Consider the following 22,753-nt stretch of genomic DNA (forward strand, 5'->3'; position numbering starts at 1 on the left):
CCGAATATATTAAGGTTTTTTAAGAATATTCGAAATTAAATGATAAAATTATCTTTATGATATGGACTTATAGTAGCGATTTCGGGTAATAAAAATGAGAAATATATTAAAAGAAATATAAATTTTAGCCCTGCAAATAAAAAACCTCCGATTTCTCGGAGGTTTTGAAATATTTATATCGGAATACATTATTTTTTAAGCTCTTCTAAAAACTCGTCGTGAGAGATTTTAGTTTCTTTTTTAGATGCTTTTTCAAGAATTACATCTTTCAGTTTAGCCATAGCCACTTCAGAAGAAATCTGTCTTACCTGCTCCTGATCTTTCAACATTTCAACAGCATACTTTTGGATTTCCTCATCACCTAAGTGGTGGATTCCGTAGATCGCCAATTGGTTTCTCACCAACTGCTCAGCCTGTGCCAATACATCAGCATAATCTAACTGGATGTCGTTATCCGTCATTAATTTACCTTCAATGATCTGGTATCTTAACTGGCTTTTCTCTGCTTCAAGAATTCCTTTAGCCTGCTCTTCAGACTGGATATTCTGGTTAGAGAATAATAACCATTTTACAAGGAAATCTTCAGGAAGTTTTACTTCTTCTTTTTCAGTAACCTGCTCCAATACTTTATTCACATAGTGAACATCAGCATTCTGCTGGAAGTACTCATCCAACTCAGATTTTACTTTTTCTTTAAGTTCTTCTTCAGACTTGATTGTTCCTTCTCCGTAAACTTTGTCGAATAGCTCCTGATTAAGTTCAGCAAGGTTCAATGAATAGAAGTCTTTTACTTTAACCTCTACTTCAGCGTGGTGTAAATGCTCAACTTCTTCTTTGCTGAATCCTAATTCTTTAGCCAATTCTTCATCACCTGCAAGAGTTTCTTTAGATACTTTTACAGAACCGTCCATTTTTAAAGCTTTTACCAATTTGAAAGCTTCTTTGTTTTCAGCAGTAATGGTAACGTTCTTTGGGTGGTGGTGGTGCTCTCCTTCAGCATCTTCTTCTACAACCTGAGAAATTTCTAAAGCTACATAAGAATCTTTAGTGATTTTATCCTGAGGAACCTGCTCTGCAAAACGCTTCTGCATGTTCTCAATACTCTTCGTGATTTCTTTGTCAGAAGCTTCTACTTTATAATGAGGAGCTTCATATTTAGCTAAATCTATAGTGAATTCAGGCTCATATCCTACTTCGAAAGCAACTTCAATTTTTTCAGCATTGTAATCCAATTGGTTTACTGGCTGAGGAACAGGCTGACCAACTAATCTTAACTTGTTTTCGTTAACATAGTTATTCAATGCGTCAGAAACCTGTTTGTTGATTTCTTCGAATGCAATACCTGCTTCATATTGTTTTTTAACCATACTCAAAGGCACTTTCCCTTTTCTGAAACCAGGAACTTGCGCATTTTTAGCATAATTAATCAACTGCTTGTCTACTTTTTCTTTGTAGTCAGATTTTTCCAATGTCACTGTAAGTAATGCACTTACGTCATCATGGTTTTGTGCGGTAACCTTCATTATTGATTAAAATTTTAGGTTGCAAAAATATGAAATTTTTATGAGAATTACCTACTTATAATCAATTCTTAGTATTCAAATGTTTATAAATAAAAAACCGCTGAAAATCTCAGCGGTTTTACCATTAGGTTTATCTTTTTAATTGATCAGGTTATAGGTTGCCTGAGCATCAGTTTCCCCGCCTGACTGCACACCGTATACTACTCCATTTCCACTTACAGCAGAAGCTTCAGAAACAGAAACCGGCTCATGGTACAGCGTCAGAACAAGCTGACTTGGGGCAGAAGCATTTTTAACGGCTGTATTGACTACCCACTTCGTTTTAAGTCCTACACGCTTACCGTCTGCTCTTGTAGAAGCAGCACCGTCAGTACGGGTCATTACAATATCAGAATTAGGAAAGTTGTATACTAAAAAGTGTTCGTCTTTTGCCGTTTCTATTTCTTCGTTGGCATCTTCGTCCCCATTTTTGAAAATAACTTCCACATTGTAGGTATGTCCGTTTACTAATTTAACGTTAGGGTTACTGGTGCTGTTTACCTGATAATCATAAATTACCGCTGTTCCCGTAGCCTCATCCGTTACTTTCAGCAGGACATCAGAAAGTTCCTCCTGTGGAAGGTCATCTTTTTCATCATCGTCTCCACGATTACAAGAAGTTAAGCTTAAAGAAAAAGCAATCATCAATAGACTTACAATAAGTGTTGTATTTTTAAAAATATTTTTCATTTTTTTGATTTAAAGAATTAAAATTGATATTTAAGAGTTACAATAAAATTTCTCCCCATTTCGCTGGAGAAGTATCGTAACCTGTTCAGATAATCTCTGTAAGAAGTGTTGAAAACATTTTTTACAGAGAAATCAACTCCGAAATTTTTTGACAGATTCACCCCTGCCTGAAGGTTCCAAAGCGAATACGCTTTGGGAGGAGTAGAAATATCTACTTCCTGACTGTAAGAATTTCCCTCCGAATCATATCTTTTGATAAAAACATTATAAATTGGGAATCTTGTTTGGGCAAGAACTGTTTTGTTACTTACGTTCACATAAAAGTTCTTCCACTCTTTTTTACTGAATTCCAGTGAATTGTTGAAATTAGTAGGCATCATCATGATCAGTGGAACATCATGGGTAAGGTCCTGTCCGTATACATAAGACAGATTTCCCTTGTAGGCCAGATTATCATTAATTTTAAGGGCCAGATCCACATCTGCTCCATACATTTTCACATCGATCTGCTGATAACCATACACTACAAAGTCGCCACCCCACTGGGTATTTCGGTACCCTATAGGAACCTCATTGATAAAGTTCTTGGTATAAAAGAAATATGGGTTTACAGAGATATCCAGGCCACCCAGAACATTTAATTTGGCATCAGCAATTAAATTAAACTGATTTCCGGTTTCACTTTTAATCCCCATATCTCCTTCTTCTATAATGGCTGCAGAATGGTGAAGTCCGTCGGCAAAAAGTTCAGCGACATTGGGAGATCTTGAAACCCTCGCATAGTTTAGCTTCAGATTAAAATTATTTGACGGATGGTAGCTGATACCGGCATTACCTGAAAAATTATTATAGTTTAATTCAGGCTTGGTAAGGATTCTATTCTGATTAATCCTTACTACAAAATCTGAATAATCCTTGGCATATAATCTATTCCAGTCACTAAGATCATACCATTTGGTCACTTCATAGCGGTCAAAATCATAACGTGCTCCAGCCTCCAGATCCAGCGAAGGCAGAAGTTTATATTTATAGACAGAATAAACTCCGGCATAAAAACGGTCATAGTTAGGTACCAGACGTCTCGCTTCTGTTTCCGGGTTGGAGTAATTATTCTGATATCCACCATTAATTCCTGTTTCAAGACTCCATTTTGGTCTTTCAATAAGATGGTTGATATTTAAATCATTCGTAATCAGTTCCAGATCCAGTCCCGGTTTCTTGCTAAGCTCTTCACTCCGGCGGATGTCATATTCTTTTCTGTGATTATACTGAAAACTGTAGGTAGCCGTAAGCTTTCCAAAGTTTTCAAATCTATAATATCCCGAAAGTTTAGCAATATGATGCTCGATCTCCTGTCTTGGATTATCGATATCATAACTGAAATCCCTTTTAAAAATAGGTTCCTGACTTGACAATGCCTCATATAAATCTTCAGCAGATCCTACATGTGAACTCCTCAAAATGCCTATTGAATTATTCGTTAAATAATAATCAAAAGAAAACCCTGAATTAAAAGTCATTTTTTGAACCCCAAAATTAAAACCGGAATTCTGAATCCCTGTATTCATCAACCCATAGTCAGGAGCTGTAAGATCACCCAATTTCCTAAAGCTTCCGTTGGTTTTAACGGCCCAGCCACTTTCCCAGGTTTTTGCCAGCTTTACATTTACATCTGCTCCGCGCCCGTTTGAAATACCGGATAGAGAAACAGATCCCATAAGGGTATCTTTTTTGGGTAACACCTGAGGTTGTAAAACCACGACCCCACCTACGGCACCATTTCCGTATTTCAGGGCTGATGCTCCTTTTACAACATCAATATGTTCAAAATTATTTACATCTACATTCGGAGCATGTTCTACACCCCATTCCTGTTCAGCCAGTTTTACACCGTCATTCAGGATGGAAACCCTGCTTCCATACAGTCCGTGGATGATGGGTTTAGCAATATTATTCCCCGTTTTAAGAACATTGACTCCCGAAATATTGGTAAGTAAATTTCCCAGATTCTCGGTAACATTTCTAGAAAGCACAGATTTATCCAGTGTTTTCATTACTATGCTTCCATTATTTTTATGACTTCCATGAACGGTCACCGTCTCAATATCATGGCTATGATGCTCGAGGGTGATTACCAAATGTAAATCCCGATCAACTCCTATATTTTCAGTATAATCATTACAATCAGGATGTTTGGCAATGAGTATATATTTTCCCGAAGGAATTTTATTAAATGTAAACTTACCTTTACTATCCGTTGTAGCCGTGAATCCCCCAATTTTCACTACCGCATTTTCCAGCATAGTTTTATCGTGAAAATCCTGAACGGTTCCTTCTATCGAATACGATTTTTGTGCACTTATCGATGCCAGTCCACAAAAAACTAACATCAGACTATATATCAATTTCATTGTCTATAGATTGATTGCGTACCTTTTACAGGTACATTTTTTCGTAAAAATTTGTTGGATGGGTTTATTTTAATTGTAAAATGTAAAAAATATTAATGACTGATGAACCAGATGTCAGATATGAAGTTTCAGATATCAGACTTGAGATATCAGACAGTTAATTCTGCCTCTATATTCTCAAATCCTAAAACTCTCAATCCCCCGAATCAAAAAATCCGGAATCCTGAAACGACATCTAACAGCTATCAACCAATAGATTTAAACCCAAAATATTGAACTTTAAATATAATTAAAGCCAATTAAAATCGTGATTATGCAATTGCGGGAGGCCCCCGGAGCTGAAAAGTGAATTTGGTCTGAGACCATACTTTTTCCTGAACAGCAATAACCTGTTTTACTTCGTGCGTAAAATGTTCGAAGGAAAAGCTGAACTCTTCAGGAACCAGTGTATGTCCTGTAGCTAAGAAATGACACGCCAGACAGTCGCCCGGCTTTTCTTTGGCTGAATTTTTAGCCATGGTGTTTTCTGTCTTTTTAAGATTGAAGATCTTAAAATTATCGACAGCATCATGATGGTGAAAACTTTGGGAAAACAGCGCAATGAAGTAGATCCCAAACAAAAGTTTGGAGATAAAGCTCTTCAGATTTCTGCTTTCCTTAAAAATCATCCTGTAAAATTATAAAAATAATTTAAGTTTTAAATTAAGTTTTCGTAAAACTATTCAATACGTTGGTGTAAGTATGCTTTTGTTACAAACTTATTCCCGGTCGAATGCGTTTTTATACTAAAATCCTTCGACTCCGCTCAGGATGACACTGTTAAAAAATAATACTGTTCGTATTAGATTAAGTATTAGCAATGTCATCCTGAGCGGAGTCGAAGGATCTGTATATTTTAATTCAAAAAAACTAAACCAATTGAGAACCTAAATGCTCCCATTCCTGTAAAGCAACTTCTAATTCTTCTTTAGTTTTATTATACTTCTCTAAAGTTTCTTCAGAGGGATTTTCCTTAGTGAATGAAGCTTCCAATGTTTCAATTTCAGATTCAAGCTCAGAAATTTTCTCTTCTACTTTCTTTAGTTTATTCTGAATATTTTTTTGTTCTTTGCTTACAATGGTTGATGATTTCTCTTCCACCTTCACTTCTTTCGGAGCTGGTTTTACCTCAACTTTCACATCATCGCTGTGTAGTTTTGCCTTTTCAGCAGATATTTCCCGAAGGGTCTCTTTTTGTCTGTATTCAAGGTATTCACCAACACTTCCCAGGAATTCTTTCATTCTTCCGTCACGAAATTCATAAATCTTATCACAAAGTCCATCCAGGAATTCCCTGTCGTGAGAAATCACGATTAATGTCCCTTCGAAATTCTGTAAAGCCAGTTTAATGATCTCCTTAGACTGGATGTCCAGGTGGTTGGTAGGCTCATCCATAATCAACGTATTGAAGGGACGAAGCAACAGTTTACAAAGAGCCAGACGGTTTCTTTCTCCTCCGGAAAGCACTTTTGTTTTCTTGGTTACCGCTTCACCCTGGAAAAGGAAAGATCCTAAAAGATCTCTTACCCTAGGTCTGGTTTCCTCTGTAGCTGCATCCTCAGCTTCTTCCAGAACTGTTTTATTGGGAGTCAGCACTTCTTCCTGGTTTTGGGCAAAGTATCCGATGTTTACGTTGTGCCCCAGATTCCATGTCCCTGTATAATCTTTGATGTCTCCGGCAAGAATTTTAGCTAAAGTTGTTTTTCCCTGTCCGTTCTGTCCCAAAAGGGCAATTCTGTCTCCTCTCTGAACAATAAAGTCTACATCATCGAAAATTTGTTTTTTCCCGTAAGCTTTCCCTAAATGATTGGCCTCAAAAATAACTTTTCCGGGAACCATAGACTGTACGAAACGGATATTGAATTTTGAAACGTCTTCATTATCTACCTCAATACGTTCAATTTTATCTAATTTCTTAATAAGCGACTGGGCGAAAGATGCTTTGGTAGCACTGGCACGGAACTTATTGATGTTGTCCTCCATCTGCTTAATCTCCGCATCCTGATTTTTCTTAGCCTGAATCAGTTTTTCACGGCGCTCTTCACGCATCACCAGATATTTGGAATAATTGGCTTTATAGTCGTCAACTTTTCTATTATTGATATCAAAAGTCCTGTTGCAGACAGCCGTCATAAACTGCTTATCGTGACTTACCAGAACAATGGCTCCGGGATAATCTTTCAGGAAGTTTTCCAGCCAGATAATGGATTCCATATCGAGGTGGTTGGTAGGCTCATCGAGGAGCATAATGTCGTTCTTCTGAAGAAGAAGTTTTGCCAGCTCAATTCTCATTCTCCATCCTCCGGAAAATTCATCTGTAATTTTGTGGAAATCATCTGCCTTAAAACCTAAACCGAATAATATTTTCTCCATGTCACCTTCCAGGTTGTAGGCATCATGGTTCATCAGAAGATCATTCAGTTCTGTCATTTTGTTGATCAGATCTGTATAGGCATCACTTTCGTAATCGGTTCTTGTTGCCAGTTGGTGATTAACTTGTTCCAGTTCATCTTTCCAGGCATTGATCTGTTCAAAAGCCTGCATTGTTTCATTCCAAACAGTTCTTCCTTTTACAAAATCTAGATCCTGCTTCAGGAAACCGATGGTAACATTTCCTTCGGGTACAACGCTTCCTTCGTAGAAGTTAATTTCTCCGGAAAGCATTTTCAGTAAAGTAGATTTTCCGGCTCCGTTTTTTCCAACGAGACCTACTTTATCATCCTTTTTAATGGTGAAATTTGTATTTTGAAACAGATAGTTTCCTGAATGATGTAATCCTAAACCTTGAACCGAAAGCATTTTATTAAATAAAAATTAAATGATGAATAATGAATTTTCGGGTGCAAAAGTACGGAAAAAGAAATGAATAGCCCAGAAATAAAAACTGCCAGCTCTGGAATACAGTAAAAAGGGATGCCCTGACAGACATCCCCTCGCAACCTAAATTTAAAACTGAAAAGTACATTTAATTCTGTCCTGCAACAAAGGATCTTAACTCTATTGTGCGGCTCCAGATATTATTATTGGGAACATTGGTCCCATACATAAAGTCTGCAGTAAAGCTGTCTTCGGGAAGATGCAGCTCGGTAAGAAGATTGGTATGGATCTCCTGGTCTACAGATGTACTGCTGGGTACATTCAGGCCAATATTGATCAGTTCTGCTTCTATCTCATCAGCTGATTTTTGTAATGCATCATCATGATAGAGTCCGAAATTAGCTGAAATATGGGTATACGCTGCAAAATCTGCATAATCATAATGGGGTTTCATAGCAGGTGAAAAGTCTTTAACATATGCTGCAAGATCTGTATAAAAGTCTTCGAGAAAAGTATCATCCTTAATCTCAAGACCTGAATTGGCAAGATCTGTACTGAAAATTCCGGACACGGCATTATTGGTTTCATCCAGCATTATCCTGCCATATACAAACGGAAGGGTATTAAGGACCAAGTTTCTTGAAACGTAAGCCTGGGTGAGAACAATCCCTTTCTCGATCTGAAAATCTGACAGCAGTGAATTCCAGATCTTGTTTCCTTCAGCATCGGTTTTTGAATTTCTCACCTCTGAAACATAGGCCCGCAAATCACTGACATTCATAAAATCTGTAGAAATATAAACTGACTGGGGAGCCTGAAGATAGCCACCACCCACATCGGCATGAGCTCCGGGAACGAAAACTTCTTTCCAAACGGAACCGGCTGTCTCTGTTTTGGTGTCCTGCATATTTTTTGAATTTTCAAAAAATCCGGTGAGCGGGAAAAAGAACCTACATTCATTAACTGCACACAGATGAAGGGCATTTTCCACTTCCTGAGGCAGGTTCATATCGTATGTGTTAAATGGTTTGGATTCCACGGTATCAAAAACTCCCAAAAATTTTATAGTAACATTTGCTGTGGGATAATCTACAACCAGCCGGTTGCAGAATTCTCTTGCCAGCATGCTTCCTCTACTGAATCCGTAGACGTAAAAATGATAGTCAATATTTTTGTCATTGATTATATTCTGTACAAAAGTATTGGCTTTCTGCAGCTTGTCATCGGAAGAATATCCCTGTGCATCCGGAGGGTTGGCGCAGGTACCCATCGCAAAATTGCTGTCTTCTCCGCCAGTAACCGTTCCTATTCCTTCGACATATAGTTTACTGTTTTGACTGAATAAATTGAAGAGTTTATAAACATTGGTCGGTGCTCCTTTATAACTTTCATTGTTTACCGAAGGCATATCGGGGGAGCCTGCATTGATCCCGTTATTTCCGGTTCCGTCAAAAAAAATTCCGACAGGCAATACTGTATTGTTTTCCATCGCTGTGTTTTGCTTTAGTGGTTGAAAGTTTTCAGTACAGCGTCTTGAATCTGGTTCTGCTTTGAAATCTGTAAAACTTATTTTTCAAATTAACGGAAGAAGGGAAAGCAATACTAGCGTGAAAAATACCAAATAAAAAATTCCGTATTTCTACGGAATTATATTTTATCAAGAGAATATATGTTGTTCACAACGGCATAAATAACAATGCCTACGGTATTTTTGGCCCCAATCTTTTCCAGGATCCGCTGGCGGTGGCTTTCTACTGTTCTGGGACTGATGAAGAGCTTCTCCCCGATCTCATTATTGGTGTATTCCTGACAGATCAGCTTCACAACATCTTTTTCCCGTTCGGAAAGCTCATCTTCCATTTCAAAAAGAGATTTCTTTTTTGTGGAACTGTTCATATAGGTAAACAACATCTGATGGTCTTCTGCTGTAAAGAAAACTCCATTTTTGTAAACCATGGTAATGGCATCGATAAATGTTTTCCGGTCTGAATTTTTAGGAAGAAAAGCCGAAACCCCCAATTTAACCATATAGCCCAAAATGGAAGTTTTGTAATGGGAGGAAAGAATAATGATCCTTAGATCGGGATATTTTTCTTTAAGAATTTCTACAAGTTCAAAACCGTTCATAGGCTGCATCTGTACATCGACAAGAGCTATGTGGGGAAAATCATCTTCGGAAAGGCTTCCCAGCTTTTCAATAAAATCCGGGCCGTTATTGGAGGTAAGACATACGGATATATTTTTTTCATTCGAAAGCAGCATTTTTACCCCTTCCAGGATCAGCTGTTCGTCATCAATTAAGGCTATTTTGATTTGGGAGTTCATGATTGTTTGGAATTAAAATGATTAAACAGCTTCCTTTATTCGGGGTATTTTTCCATTTATGGACGGCATTCATGGATTTTATCCTGGATTCTATGTTTTTAATGCCCATCCCTTTTTTCACCAGATCATAATCAAATCCCTGTCCGTTGTCAGAAATAATGACGGCCATATGCCGGGGATAATCTTTAATGTAGATCCATAAGTCTGTAGCCGTAGAATGTTTGATCACATTGGTCGTAAATTCCTGGATGATCCTGTACAGCTGCACTTCTATAAAAATATCTTTTTTCTCGTGTCCAGGCATTACCCGCATAGAAATATTGATCTTATGGGAAAGGTTGGCAATCATTTCTTCTACATAGAGTACAAATCCTACCGATTCGAGGTTAACGGGATACAGGGAATGGGAAATACTCCGGGCGGCATCAATGAGAGACGACATTTGGCTGTAGATCTTTTTCTTGATGACTTCATCTCCCTTTGTATCAAGGTTGTTGAGCCACAAGGAAAGGATATTGAGCCTGTTTCCAATATCGTCATGGATCATTACGGCTATTCTCTTTCTTTCTTCTTCCTGGGCTTTGATATTTTCAAGCACAAGTTTTTTCTGATGAAGAACCTCAGCTTCATGCTGAACATTCTTTTCTTTGATAATCCGGCTGATAAAAGACCTATAGGCTAAGAGAATAAAGGATACTATAACTGTTATGGTAACAATTATAAGGATGAGCAGGCTAATATTTAAGGTTACTTCTTTAATTTGATGAAGGTATATAAAAATGAACAGTATAAAATGCTTGACAGAATATTATTCACACTGAGAATAATTAAGTAATCATTTTCTGAAAGATCTGCGATCTGATGCTGGATAATAAAAATAAATACTGAAACTGAATAGTAGAAAAAAATACAGGCATCCACAAGAAGAAAACGGTTCTCTGCAGAAGCGCCTCTGATCTCCCGGATCAGGGTAAATCCTGAAAGGCAGATGATAATGATATTGGATATTACTTTTACAATATCACTGTTAAAGGGATCATTAAATCCATATTTCGAGATCATAAATCCAGTGGCGAGAAGCGCTGTAATGCCTAAAAGGTATTTTGGAAGCTCCAATTTTCTGATAAATAAAGCAGTGACCAGGAAAAATTCGCCGGCGATATACAAGGGATACAGGAAAGAGGTATCATTAAGATTGAAGAGATAAGGCAGGGCCAAATTTAATAATTCGATAAAAAAAAGAAAAGCAATACAGTGAAAATATTGCTTTTCTTTGGTATTCAGTATACGGTATTTTGCTGCTCCCAAAAATATAACGGACAGAAGCAGTCCATAGTTTAGGAATAAAATGGCTTTAAAAAAATCTGTCATTCCTATTGATACTACATATTAAGATCCAAGTTCAGGAATACGGCAGACAGGCGGACATGGTTTTGCCCAGTCATACGTATTTGAAATAGTGGCCACGTTGCTTCCTTCCTGCAACATCTCATGGAAAGAAATAAAGATCAGTGTTACCAGCATTCTCTGGTAAATGTCATTATATCTAAGTCCAAAAGAGCATTTGATGCCTAAAACCTCCGGGCTCGGGTGAGTCAGGTCTTCCATAGAAATATAGAATCTTCTGAAAACTCTTTCTCCACCGAACTCATTACACTCACGGAAAAACCATTCCATTCCTTCATCTCTCCAGCGTTCAATAGCATCTACAGCAATGTCCTGGTCCAGAACCGGCTGTTCGGTTACCGGAACGGAGGTATTGGTATTGCCATCTATCTTGGTAAGGTTGCTGGAAAGAACTGCATTTTTGGTCACCGTAAATTCTTTAGTTTCCTGCAGTTTCAGATCATATTTAAGAGGTCCCAGGGGAGTATACTGATATTCAGTAATGCTTTTATCCACATGTCCCTGTGCATCCAGCGGAAGAAAAATCAAGACAAGACTGCCGTTGAATACGCCTACTTCTGCGCGCACATCCACATATTTGTTTTGTTGTTTGATTTTATCGATCTGCTGTGAAGAAAGTTCGAAAATGTAATTGGTAGGAATTAAATTTGTGATTCTGGAATAATCTGACACGCAATTGCCCCATTCGGCAGCGGCCAGCCTGTAATCGTTCTCATTCATAATTTCATAGTTATTTAGTTGTATAAAATTATACAAACTAAACATCCTGTACAAATAATCGTATCATAAATTTATTATCCGTAAAATAAATTTAATTTTAACCCGTAAAAGTTTCAGATTACAAAGCAGTTTGTGATCAGCTGACCGTGCTAATAATTCCTCACCGTGATGTGATAACAGCTCTGCTGCCTTTCCCTGATGTAATAAATCCTGCCGGCATTGGCATAATACTTTAAAACTTTTTCCAGTGCTGTCTCCATTTTAGGATTATATTTCAGTACATCATTGAACCTGATATAGGAAATATCAAATGAATTACCGTAATTATGGGAGCTTATCCCTAAAGATGCATTGGAATTCACTCTTCTCAGTCTGCACTGATCTTCAAGTGTTCTTGTAATGGATGAAACGGTAAAAGTATGCCCTTTTGTTTCTTTACTGAACCTGGATGCCATGTTTTCCAAAGTAGTTTTTGCTTTAGAAACCATATAAGGCCTGCTGTAATCAAGTTTCTGAACCCGATAGCCTTTTCCGCTTTTTTTTATTTTATGAAACTTTCCATTACCTATATATTTTTGCACTGTTTTGGAATCTTTCAGCAGTTTTACATTAAAACTTTTTGAAGCATCCAGATGTGGCTTATACAGAGCGGTAGGTTCTACTTTCAGAACCGAAGTCAAATCATAGCAGGGAAGTGCTTTTTTTGCTGCCTGCGGGTAATAAAAGCTATACATAAAAGGCACGAAGGCTACACAAAAATACTTTCTCATTAACCACACTTTTAAATTACTAAACGAAAGATAAACATTTATGATATACTATTCAGTTTACCGATAATATCATTATGAAAAAATTCCCAACAAACATTAAACCAAATTACTAAATATGTAATTTTATATTAAGAAATCTTAAAAGATTTTTAAGTTTTATCTTTTGATTTTAAAATTTAAATTTTACATTTGAGATACATTTAATAATAAACATATGATAAAAAAACTTTTTGCTGAATTTTTCGGCACATTTTGGCTTGTTTTCGGTGGCTGCGGAAGTGCAGTTTTTGCTGCCGGAGTTCCCGACATAGGTATTGGTCTTTTAGGGGTTTCTTTAGCCTTTGGTCTTACTGTTCTTACGATGGCTTATGCTGTCGGACATATTTCTGGCGGACATTTTAATCCGGCAGTATCTTTCGGACTTCTAGCAGGAGGGAGATTCTCAGCTAAAGATCTTATCCCTTATGTTGTAGCACAGTGTCTTGGAGCTCTTCTTGCTGCAGGATGCCTGTATGTAATTCTTAACGGCTCAGGAGCTGTAGACTTTTCGAAACCGGGGGCATTTGCTACCAATTTCTATGGAGAAGCAGTTTACAACGGAAAAGCATTCAGTATGGGAGCAGCATTTCTTGCTGAGTTTTTATTAACAGCTTTCTTCCTGATTGTTATTATGGGAGCTACAGATAAGTGGGCTAACGGAAAATTTGCAGGTATTGCTATTGGTTTAGCTCTTACCCTGATTCACCTTATTTCCATTCCTATTACCAACACTTCGGTAAACCCGGCAAGATCGCTTTCACAGGCTGTTTTTACGGGCGGGCTTGCGATGTCCCAGCTTTGGCTGTTCTGGGCAGCACCTATTTTAGGAGGGATTGTAGGAGGATTGATCTACAAGTTCCTGCTTCAGAGAGACACTGTTGAAGTTACTGATTAAAAAAATCATAACATTAAATATAAAATCCTGTCGTCTGGCAGGATTTTTTTGTGTTAAAATACTTCAATAATGCAATACTCATTATAAAGTTTACTGAATAGAATCATATGTTTGCAAACAATTTTAGTAATTCTTTCCTTTTTACGAGACTGTTGCCGTTTTACATTTATGAAAAGAACAGAAACAGTTATTGGATAATCTTTCACATTTGCTAATTACTCTTTTGGCAGTCGGATAATAAGCTTCAATTTTAGTTAAGGTTAATCGAAATAAATAAAATAATAATCTAAAAATTTAACTAAAATGAAAAAAATTCTCTTTTTACTATTCTTTGTATCAATTTGCCAAAATCAATTGGACGCACAAAAAAATACAGCTCCCGCACCTACCTATAACATTACTGTTACCAGAAATGATATTTTTGCCGAAAATGTCCCCGGCCATGCCCATACGGATGTTAAATTTGACATTAAAATCGGGTCCAATGAACGGGTCGCTACACCTTTCCCTCCAGATATCAGTACATTCAGAACTTATAACTTTCCTGTAACTTTCACACTTCCCGGAGGAACTCCCCCAATCAGATACGGCAAAGTAAGCTTTAGCAATCCCTCTACATTATATAGCGGATATTACCCACTTCCAACTGCAATTGGAGACCACACTACAATTCCTTCAGATCCTACTATGATCTATTATCCGGGTCAGTTTGGATATGGCGTAGACATTACCTGCACAGGTCCCAATCAATATCTCATAGGTGTTACCAGGTTTGAATGTTATATATGCGTTCCCGGTGGTGGCACGGTATCAAAACAGACAGCATCACAGCCTAAAACAGCTATAGTGTCCAATCAAAACATGGGAATCAGCGAGCTTTACTATACAGCCGCAGGCAGAGAAACTGTTTCAATACGTGTTATTGACCTTAACGGTAAAACAGTGAGAGCATATACTACGGATATAGGAGCCGGACAAAATAAACTGCCGATTGATCTCCAGAATCATCCGGGAGGTACTTATCTTGTTAAATGGAGTTCCAGCACCGGCGCAAACGGCACTTTAAAAATGGTGAAAAACAAATAACCGTGTTTAATATCTTTATATTCAACTCCTGTAAAAATGCAGGAGTTTTTATATTTATTTTTTCCTGATATCAAAAGGATTTTTGAAAATAAGTTCTTCCTGTCTGCCCTTGATTTCCATTTTACGCTGCAGTAAATTCAGGGCCATTTTCCGGATAAAAAGATCTTTGTCAGTCAGTTTCCAATAAGGATCTTCATGGACTCTTTTAGGTTTGCGTATGAGGTAGAATTCCGTTTCCCAGGTATCTGCATTGTGGTAAAATTCAATAATCCCGCAGTGCTCCGGAATTAAATTATGCTCTATCATTCCCATGGGAAGTAGAAAGCTGAAGGCATTGCAGATATAGTCGCCACATGAGATTTTATCATGTTTCAGGAATTTTTCGCCGGTATCTTTATTGAGGTACGATTTTTTGAAATCGTTTTTAAAATCACTTTTTGAAAGCTTAATTTCAATTTCATGGCTAAGCCCTTCAGAATCTATGAACAGCATATCCGCTTCCCAGTCGGCCTGGAAATAATTCGTCAGCACAATTTCTTTTTCGAAATCGCAGTGGGAATGGATATATGCGTGAACAAGCTCTTCTATTTTCAGCATTTACAATTAAAGTTTTTTGATTAAGTTTTACTTTTTTCAAGCTCTACTATCCCATAGTGTAGCCATATTCCAAAGACACCTGTTTTGGTAAAGTACTTTTCATCCTTTCCAAATGTAACGGAAGTACCGGGCTGTGTCTGGCAAATAAAAAAATGTCCACCATCTATACAGTTCATTTTCCCGGCTTTGTGCAGATCTGTCCAGCCGAATTCTTTATAGGCATCCCGGTTATTTTTCGCATCAAACAGGAATCGCTTAACCGTAATCTCATCTTTGCCTCCATCTCTTTTTGAGGTCATAAACCATCGAACTAAGTCGGATTTTTCTTTAGCAGGGATTTCATTCGGATCAGCATCTTTAATTCTCGCAATCACTAAAGTATCCGTAACTCTGGAAGCTCCATTATTGATTTCATTTACCAGGTAAGTTCCGGACCAGATATCCTTTTCGGACTTTTTTTGTGCTGACAAAAGGCCGGATAAACTTATGAGCAGTAAAAAGAAGCTTTTCTTCCAGTCCATAGTAAGAAGTCTTTATTTTTTTATTTTTGATATCAAGAGACCAATAAGCTGCATCCACGGATATCGGAGTGATCTATTCTTCCGAGCACCTGGAATTTATCTTCCGGGAGGGTTTTCCCCAAGTCCTGCGTTGCTATAAAACAGCATGAGTGGATATTGGCAAGATCTATAATGTTTATGGCTCCGGTTCTTCCCTCTTTTTCGTAAGAAAAGGGGTCTTCTGCATTCCGGACCAATATTTTCATCCAATTAGGACATTTATATTCATTGTTTCCAAGAGAATAGGCTTGCGAAAGCAGTTCCGTCATTGAATATTCTGAGTAAATCTTTTCTGTTTTAAAACCATTCTGCAGAATTCTCAACAGCTCGTCTTTGGTCATTTCTTCTTTTCTTCCCTTCATACCTCCGGTTTCAATAATCGTCAGGTTTTGAGATCTGGAAACTGAAAGATTCTGAGATTCAACAGAATCCAGGAAGTCCAGCAATGCAAAAGATACTCCGAAAAGAATGACCTTTTTATCTTTCAAAGTGTTTAAAAGCTGAAACAATTCGGAATGGTTGTAAAGAAAATATCCGTTTTCGGGTTTTGCGGATTTTTTCATGAGATAATCCACCATATAGATCAAAGAGGAGTTTTGCTTTTCCAGATAGCTTGGAAGCAGGCCCAGAAAAATAAAATCTTCCGGTTTTCCTATAAACTGTTCAAAGCTCTTATAGATGCTTTCTTCATAGACTGCCGGATCTGCAATAAAATGTTTTGAAAGATTCATCTGTGTAGTCCCTGAACTCTGAAAAAAAAGGTCAGCCGATGTGTTTTTGTCTAAAATCTGATGGTTTTTAAACATTTCTATCGGCAGGAAGGGAATTTTTTCCAGACTGTGAACCTCATCCGGATTTATTTTCAGAAAATCCACGAACTTTCTATATATCTCAACATTTTCATACTGATAACGAAAAGCTGTCAATGATGCATCCAGGAAATTCTGTTCTGTCTGTATGCTGAATATATTTTCCAATTTATGAAGACTATTTTAAGCTTATTACCATCTCATAATGAGCCAATTACGTAAAAAGCATGTTTTTTAATATTTTTTTAACCGGATATTTACACTTTGGTAAACTTCTTGCAATTATAAAGTCGGAATATGGATTAAAAACAAGAATGGACCTTGGTTCATTCGGAGATTACCTCTCTCAGGGGTAATTTTTTTTTGTTCCGCCCGCAAAGGTTTTGAGTTCAAATTCTTTCTCAAAGACTCCATAGGTAAAGTAGGAAATCCAATCACCCAGATTAATATATTTTGCTTTGGGCTCAAGATCCAGCACCATCGGAAGGTGACGATGACCATAAATAAAATAATCAATTTCCTGAGTCTTCAGCTTTTCTTTTGAATAGATGACGAGAAACTCTTTATCTTCTCCTAAAAACGCTTTATCCTCTTCTCCGGAGATCATTTTATTTTTCTGGGAAAGATACAGTGCCATTTTCATGGCAATATCGGGATGAAGCCATTTGAAAAACCATTGTGCCACGGGGTTTGTGAACAGCTTTTTCATTCTTTTATACCCTTTATCACCAGGTCCGAGACCGTCTCCATGAGCCAGCAGAAATTGTTTTCCACCCATTTCAAAATACTGCTTTTTGTAAAAAACGGTGCATCCTATTTCTTCTTCAAGATAGTCTTTCATCCACAGATCGTGGTTTCCTACAAAGAAATAGATATGAATTCCCTGGTCTTTCAGTTCGGCAATTTTTCCGAGAACACGTACATATCCCTTAGGAATAACATGTTTCCACTCGTGCCAGAAATCAAAGAGATCACCCATTAGAAACAAAACCTGGGCATCTTCCTTAATCTCATCCATCCAGCGGATAAATTTCTCTTCACGCACTTTGCTTTCTTTCGGTGTAGGAGCACCAAAATGCTGATCTGAAGCGAAATATACTTTTTTTCCAGGTTCTAAATTAATAATCGTTTTTAACACCAGTCTGAATTTTTATTGGTCAATACTGTTTACTTATTGTCTTCTGCAAACCATTCTCCGTAGGAGTTTTCTGTTTCGTGAAGTTTAAGATAGGCCAGAGAAACCTCAGCCGGAAGCCTGGATTTTATTTTGGCAGCAATGGCATACAGCATATTCTCACAGGTAGGCTGAAAGCTGCAGTAGATCACTTTGTGACCTTTATTTTCAAGGTCTTCACCCAGTTCTTTATGGGGAGACAATGCGTTAACAAGAACTGCATGATCCCAAAGATCCACAATCTCAGATTTTACGATACTTTTAATATCTCCAAAATCCACCACCATCCCGTTTTTGGGATTTTCCAAATCATTAACCGGTCTTCCTTTTACCGTTACAAAGAGCTTATAGGAGTGTCCATGCATATTTTTACATTTCCCATCATAGTTATACAACACATGGGCTGTCTCGAATGTGAAAATTTTTGTAATACGTATCATAGTGCAAAGATATGACAAAACATAATGATAAGTTGCGTACGGGGAAAACAGAATTTAATGGAAAGTGTAAATTAACATACAAATTAAAGTATCGCAGCAATAATAGTCTAAAAATATTTCACGGCAGTCTTTACAAGGATTGAGGTCTAATATATTGGTAATTATAAGCTGCATTTGTTGCTGGGACCATTCCCGCACAATGCCTTAATTGTTTTCTTCAAGAAGTTCTGCGCTGTCTTTAGCAAACTTATTAAAATTAGGGTACTGATTTCAATACCCTAATTGTTTATAAATTTTCTCTATATGAGAAGTATAAACTTTTTGTCCTAAATAGGGTAACTCCAATATTGAATACCAACACATCTGGGACATTACCGTGGTGGTTTTATTGTTCATTTATTTTTTATAAACTCATATTTCAGCATTTCATCAGGATCACCTTCCCATATAAAAATATTCCAAGGTGGGTTATTCCCATTGATACCTTGTCCCGAGATATAAAATACAATTTCTCCTTTTGTTCCCTCAGGTAAATTATATGTTATAGTAATTCCATTGTTTATATTATCAACAATACCACTTTCTATATTTTCTGTAAACTGCCAAGTTCCTTCAGCATTTAATTCCTTATTTTTATTTTTTGGAAAGCTACTGATTTTATAATGATCAACCCCTTTCAAAATACAAGTTCCATTTTTATTTAGTTTGATAGATGCATTATCAGAAGATTTCCAAGTACCTATAAAATCAGATTGTTTTGGCTTAGTTTCCCCACAACTATATAACATAATTGTTAACAGTGTGATTAATAAATATTTTAATTTTGTTTTCATTTTAGATATAATACTTCTGTCCAGTGAAATGATTGAGTAGTTTTAGATCCCCAACCTGTTTTAAATTTTTCATTAATAAGTTTTCCCGCTGTCTGTTGCCAAATTGGAAGATATCCAAGCACAGGAGGGCGGGATGCAGATTGCATTGTAGAGGAATTTTCAACATTAAATGAAACAACTACACTCTTATTGTATGCTGCTGCTGTGTATTCTAAATTATAAGACCCTAAATATGTTACTGCTAAATTCCCTGTTAACCCACCTGTTAACAACGTTGAATAATCTTTAAGATAAAGCCCAACTCCTTTAATACCACCTAGTTTATAAGAATTTGAACCCTCTAAACTACTTTGTCTTAAAGCCATTTTAGATAGGATAATATCTCTAGTGGCTTGTACATGACTATGTTGTCTTAGCATTTCTGTCATTAAGTCTCCATTAGTAAAATCTCGATGTCTTGGGCCTGATCCTGAAAGCCATTCTACACCTAATTGCCAAGGAGTTATTTCTTTATTAGAAGGAAAATTTTCACGCCTTAATTTCAGCATGTTCAATTGTCCCACTCCAGTAACATTTGGGTCCGGATCCTCATAATCTGTCCACCATCTAAGTGTTCCGCCTTTATTTATCAATCCTCCAGTGCCTCCATTATATGCTGCATTCATTAAATCTGCATACGCCTGCGTCTGTCCAAAAGTAGTCCCTCCACTTCCTCCATGATCTCCGCCATTCCACATGGTTTTGAAATTCCCTCCAAATCCTGCACTTTCATAAGAACTATCAAACCAACTGCGTCCAAGAATAGTACTGTTCTGATCAAATTTCCAACTTAAAGCAGATACATTCTGCCTTCCATCGGGATCTATAAACATTACAGGATTATCATAGGCATAAGCGTACGGGCTCCATCTTCTCGAATTTTCTGCTAACGGATCTATTACGCCCCATCTTCCCAGATCCGACATGTACATTCTGGCTCCGTAATCACTCCAGCCGGTTTCTTTCTGCAATTCTTTTCCATTATATTGGTAATTGTAAGAAGGGTTTCCCGCTAAAGCATTATATCCTTCGTGCTTTAAGCCAAATGCGTAATAGTTGTTTTCTTCAAGAACTTCTGCGCCGCCAGTTGAGTTTTTAGAGTAGCTTAAGCGTACATTCCCCAAATGGTCTGTATAGCTGTAAATATACTTATTATTTTCAAAATTGTAATAGCCTTCCGGGGTAGGGACAAATTTAAGTAAAGGATCACCAGAATTAGCAATAATTTCGTACTGAAAACCATCGAAATATTCAGTCACTTTTCTTCTGTAAGAAGAATTTTCATTGTATCGATGCTCTTTTCTTATTTTTGTTCCGTCTGCCCTGTAGAAGAGTTTGGTATTTGTATTCTGCCATTCGCCTCTTGTATAGTATTGCTGATCAAAAACAATAAAGCCCGGCAAGTTCAAAAAATTATAATCAATCTGTAAAACCCCCTTATCTTTATGATCCTTCATATTCCCGTTATCATCATAGGAAATGATAGTCCCGGATGTATCAGGGTAGCCACTGTAGTTTCCCGAAGTATCGGTAACGGTATTGAGCTTATTCCCTGTATAATTATAGGTAAGATCATCAATAAGCTGCGCTGTTCCTGAGCTGCTTTTTCCATTTCTCTGCAGGGAGGTGATATTTCCGTTCAGATCATAGGCTAAGGTTTCATCAAAGAATCCATTCTGCGGAACAGAAGCCGCCGGTTCAGAATAAATTCCTTTTTTAAGCCTGTTCAACGCATCATACTGGTAATTGTATTGTCTTGAAACCTGATCGGAAGTCGTTTTCCACATTACTTCCGTAATATTTCCATTATATTTTCCTGGGGCTATCCCTGAAGACTGGGGATTATGATATTTTAATTCATAACCAAAAAGCTTAGTTCCCAAAACAGCCGGATCATTGATCTTTGTAAGTGCTCCACGGATATTGTACGTGTAATCTATACTCTGTAAACTACCCCCTACTTTTTTATTGGAAAGCTGAGATAGCTCGTTATAGGTATTTTCTGCCAATACTTCCTGTGGCTGACTGTCAACCTGATGATAATGTTTTTTAACCCTGCCCTGACCGTCATACTCAAAGCTTTGAGAGATGACCCTTTCGGTGTCTGTACTGAGTCTTTTGTGATAGACTTTCGTCTGTTTTGTCAATCCGGCAAAATCAAATTCAGATTCTGTTTTGGTATACCCTCCCAAATGATTGATCGTATATGTTCCTACAAGTCTTCCTTTGGTATCATACCAGTTATAGTTTTTGGTCCAGTTATCATCTTCGATATTTTTAACCAGGCTCATTATGGAAACCCCTTTGGTATTCATATCTGCCGTCATATTATCCGTTAGGATTTGACTTCCAAATATAGTTGCAGGTACTGGCGGATTGAAGCCGTATGCAGGATACGTATCATAATAATTTAATGATAATAAGGTTACCCACTTGGTAGAATTAGGGTAAGTAATATCCTGATTATTATAATACACATCAACTCCCTGTCTATTGAAAGCTGCAGTAGTTACTCTGTTTACATTATTCAATCCCAGGCCATCAACCATACTCTGCTCCACGCTTCTTTGGTATCCTGTTCCTATTCCCGTGATGGCAACTCTTCCAAACTGGTCATACTTTGTGTACAGCCATTGCCCCTTTCCTTTTAAAACACTATCCTGAGTGGCAACCAAACGGTCAGCCTTATCATATACCATGTATTCCCAACCTTTTCCGGGAAGCTTTTTCTCAACCATTCGGTTCAGACCGTCATACCGGTACTGATAGCAGAGATCATCTAAAACAGTCCCTGAAAGCGTTCCGGCAGCGGCCAGTGGCGGGATCACATAAGCAAGATGTCCGTATTCATTGTAGATATAGTAGGTATCCGTAACATCGGAAGTACCCACTCCTTTTCTTACCAGAACGACCTGTCCTTCTTTATTTTTAAACTCAACAGAAATATTTCCGTCCGGATCCGTTACCGTGCTTTTCATGAACGTATTGGCCGGATAATATCCTGAAAGAGAAAGCACAGATTCTGTTCTCCCTTCTATCCAGGTAGTGGAAACGGTATATTTTTTTACCTCATTACTGATGTTGGTATTATTTCCCACGGTAACAGGATGGGCCTGCCACGCTTCTCCCGGTGAAATCTGGCTCTGCACGCGGCTTAAAGGTGATTTTTCCAGCACTGTATGTGAGAACGGGCGGTTGTCACCATATACCATAATGGCATTGCTCTTCACCGATGCACTGTCCTGTACGGCACCATCCGTACTGGTCATTGGAACAGGAAACCAGCTGTCAACGGATTTTCCGTAGCTGTCATAAGGAATGTGCTGTACCATATCTTTCCCGGTAGGGGAAGATTTTATACTGATCGACTGGTAAGGTCTGCCGAAGCTGTCAAAATACTGTACGCTTTCGGAAGCTTTGGTACAGTCATCATTGAGGCAGCTTTTGCTGTATATATAATTTTCTGTGTTTGTAAGGCTGTTCTGCGCTGAAAGAACTGTTACAAACAGCACGCTGAATATGCTTAAAATTCTTTTCATC

At 37.6% G+C, this 22,753-nt stretch carries 20 protein-coding genes; 2 read left to right on the plus strand and 18 right to left on the minus strand.

Going from position 1 to position 22,753, the window contains the following annotated elements:
- Positions 1–188: 188 nt before the first annotated feature.
- The 11 genes from LC418_RS17675 to LC418_RS17725 form a co-directional block, all read right to left on the minus strand.
- Positions 189–1,523: a trigger factor gene (locus LC418_RS17675; protein WP_111956340.1), complete on the minus strand. Its 1,335-nt coding sequence runs from the start codon at positions 1,521–1,523 to the stop codon at positions 189–191.
- 138 nt (positions 1,524–1,661) lie between these two features.
- Positions 1,662–2,252 carry a hypothetical protein gene (locus LC418_RS17680; protein WP_223560097.1) on the minus strand — a complete coding sequence of 197 codons (591 nt, stop codon included), beginning with the start codon at positions 2,250–2,252 and terminating at the stop codon, positions 1,662–1,664.
- Positions 2,253–2,269: 17 nt separating this feature from the next.
- Entirely contained in the window at positions 2,270–4,663 is a 2,394-nt protein-coding gene (locus LC418_RS17685) for a TonB-dependent receptor (RefSeq protein ID WP_223560098.1), read from the minus strand.
- 311 nt (positions 4,664–4,974) lie between these two features.
- On the minus strand, positions 4,975–5,331 hold the full coding sequence (locus LC418_RS17690; RefSeq protein WP_111956332.1) for a hypothetical protein: 357 nt from the start codon (positions 5,329–5,331) through the stop codon (positions 4,975–4,977).
- 241 nt (positions 5,332–5,572) lie between these two features.
- Positions 5,573–7,501, minus strand: coding sequence for an ABC-F family ATP-binding cassette domain-containing protein (locus LC418_RS17695; RefSeq protein WP_223560099.1), 1,929 nt, complete (start codon positions 7,499–7,501; stop codon positions 5,573–5,575).
- Between the two features lie 166 nt (positions 7,502–7,667).
- Positions 7,668–9,008: a T6SS phospholipase effector Tle1-like catalytic domain-containing protein gene (locus LC418_RS17700; RefSeq protein ID WP_223560100.1), complete on the minus strand. Its 1,341-nt coding sequence runs from the start codon at positions 9,006–9,008 to the stop codon at positions 7,668–7,670.
- Positions 9,009–9,166: 158 nt separating this feature from the next.
- Positions 9,167–9,844 (minus strand): response regulator transcription factor, encoded by a 678-nt coding sequence (locus tag LC418_RS17705; protein ID WP_111956326.1) that lies wholly within the window; start codon positions 9,842–9,844, stop codon positions 9,167–9,169.
- Positions 9,813–10,442 (minus strand): sensor histidine kinase, encoded by a 630-nt coding sequence (locus tag LC418_RS17710; protein ID WP_223560101.1) that lies wholly within the window; start codon positions 10,440–10,442, stop codon positions 9,813–9,815. Before LC418_RS17710 ends, LC418_RS17705 begins: the two co-directional genes overlap by 32 nt.
- Before the next feature lie 149 nt (positions 10,443–10,591).
- Positions 10,592–11,215 carry a hypothetical protein gene (locus tag LC418_RS17715; protein ID WP_223560102.1) on the minus strand — a complete coding sequence of 208 codons (624 nt, stop codon included), beginning with the start codon at positions 11,213–11,215 and terminating at the stop codon, positions 10,592–10,594.
- Positions 11,216–11,233: 18 nt separating this feature from the next.
- Entirely contained in the window at positions 11,234–11,971 is a 738-nt protein-coding gene (locus LC418_RS17720; RefSeq protein ID WP_223560103.1) for a hypothetical protein, read from the minus strand.
- Positions 11,972–12,120: 149 nt separating this feature from the next.
- Positions 12,121–12,741 carry a DUF5715 family protein gene (locus LC418_RS17725; protein WP_111956318.1) on the minus strand — a complete coding sequence of 207 codons (621 nt, stop codon included), beginning with the start codon at positions 12,739–12,741 and terminating at the stop codon, positions 12,121–12,123.
- A 217-nt stretch (positions 12,742–12,958) separates the two neighbouring features.
- Here LC418_RS17725 and aqpZ point away from each other — a divergent pair, with 217 nt between their 5' ends.
- The gene (gene aqpZ, locus LC418_RS17730) at positions 12,959–13,675 is read left to right on the plus strand and encodes an aquaporin Z (RefSeq protein ID WP_111956886.1); all 717 of its coding nucleotides are present in this window, start codon (positions 12,959–12,961) and stop codon (positions 13,673–13,675) included.
- A 354-nt stretch (positions 13,676–14,029) separates the two neighbouring features.
- Complete coding sequence (locus tag LC418_RS17735; protein WP_223560104.1) at positions 14,030–14,761, plus strand: copper resistance protein CopC; 732 nt, start codon at positions 14,030–14,032, stop codon at positions 14,759–14,761.
- A gap of 54 nt (positions 14,762–14,815) precedes the next feature.
- Here the strand turns inward: LC418_RS17735 and LC418_RS17740 are convergent, their stop codons facing one another.
- The 7 genes from LC418_RS17740 to LC418_RS17770 form a co-directional block, all read right to left on the minus strand.
- A complete protein-coding gene (locus tag LC418_RS17740) occupies positions 14,816–15,358 on the minus strand; it encodes a hypothetical protein (protein WP_223560105.1) in 543 nt (180 codons plus the stop codon).
- Between the two features lie 20 nt (positions 15,359–15,378).
- On the minus strand, positions 15,379–15,879 hold the full coding sequence (locus tag LC418_RS17745; protein ID WP_223560106.1) for a phosphate ABC transporter permease: 501 nt from the start codon (positions 15,877–15,879) through the stop codon (positions 15,379–15,381).
- A gap of 32 nt (positions 15,880–15,911) precedes the next feature.
- Complete coding sequence (locus tag LC418_RS17750; RefSeq protein WP_223560107.1) at positions 15,912–16,895, minus strand: LuxE/PaaK family acyltransferase; 984 nt, start codon at positions 16,893–16,895, stop codon at positions 15,912–15,914.
- A 178-nt stretch (positions 16,896–17,073) separates the two neighbouring features.
- Positions 17,074–17,865, minus strand: a complete 792-nt coding sequence (locus LC418_RS17755) for a UDP-2,3-diacylglucosamine diphosphatase (RefSeq protein ID WP_223560108.1) — start codon at positions 17,863–17,865, stop codon at positions 17,074–17,076.
- A 29-nt stretch (positions 17,866–17,894) separates the two neighbouring features.
- The gene (locus tag LC418_RS17760; RefSeq protein WP_111956308.1) at positions 17,895–18,341 is read right to left on the minus strand and encodes a 6-pyruvoyl trahydropterin synthase family protein; all 447 of its coding nucleotides are present in this window, start codon (positions 18,339–18,341) and stop codon (positions 17,895–17,897) included.
- A 392-nt stretch (positions 18,342–18,733) separates the two neighbouring features.
- Entirely contained in the window at positions 18,734–19,174 is a 441-nt protein-coding gene (locus tag LC418_RS17765) for a hypothetical protein (RefSeq protein ID WP_223560109.1), read from the minus strand.
- Positions 19,171–22,752, minus strand: a complete 3,582-nt coding sequence (locus tag LC418_RS17770; RefSeq protein ID WP_223560110.1) for a DUF6443 domain-containing protein — start codon at positions 22,750–22,752, stop codon at positions 19,171–19,173. Before LC418_RS17770 ends, LC418_RS17765 begins: the two co-directional genes overlap by 4 nt.
- Position 22,753: the final 1 nt, after the last annotated feature.

This window comes from Chryseobacterium lathyri, from assembly GCF_019970085.1.
GTDB classification, from domain to species: domain Bacteria; phylum Bacteroidota; class Bacteroidia; order Flavobacteriales; family Weeksellaceae; genus Chryseobacterium; species Chryseobacterium lathyri.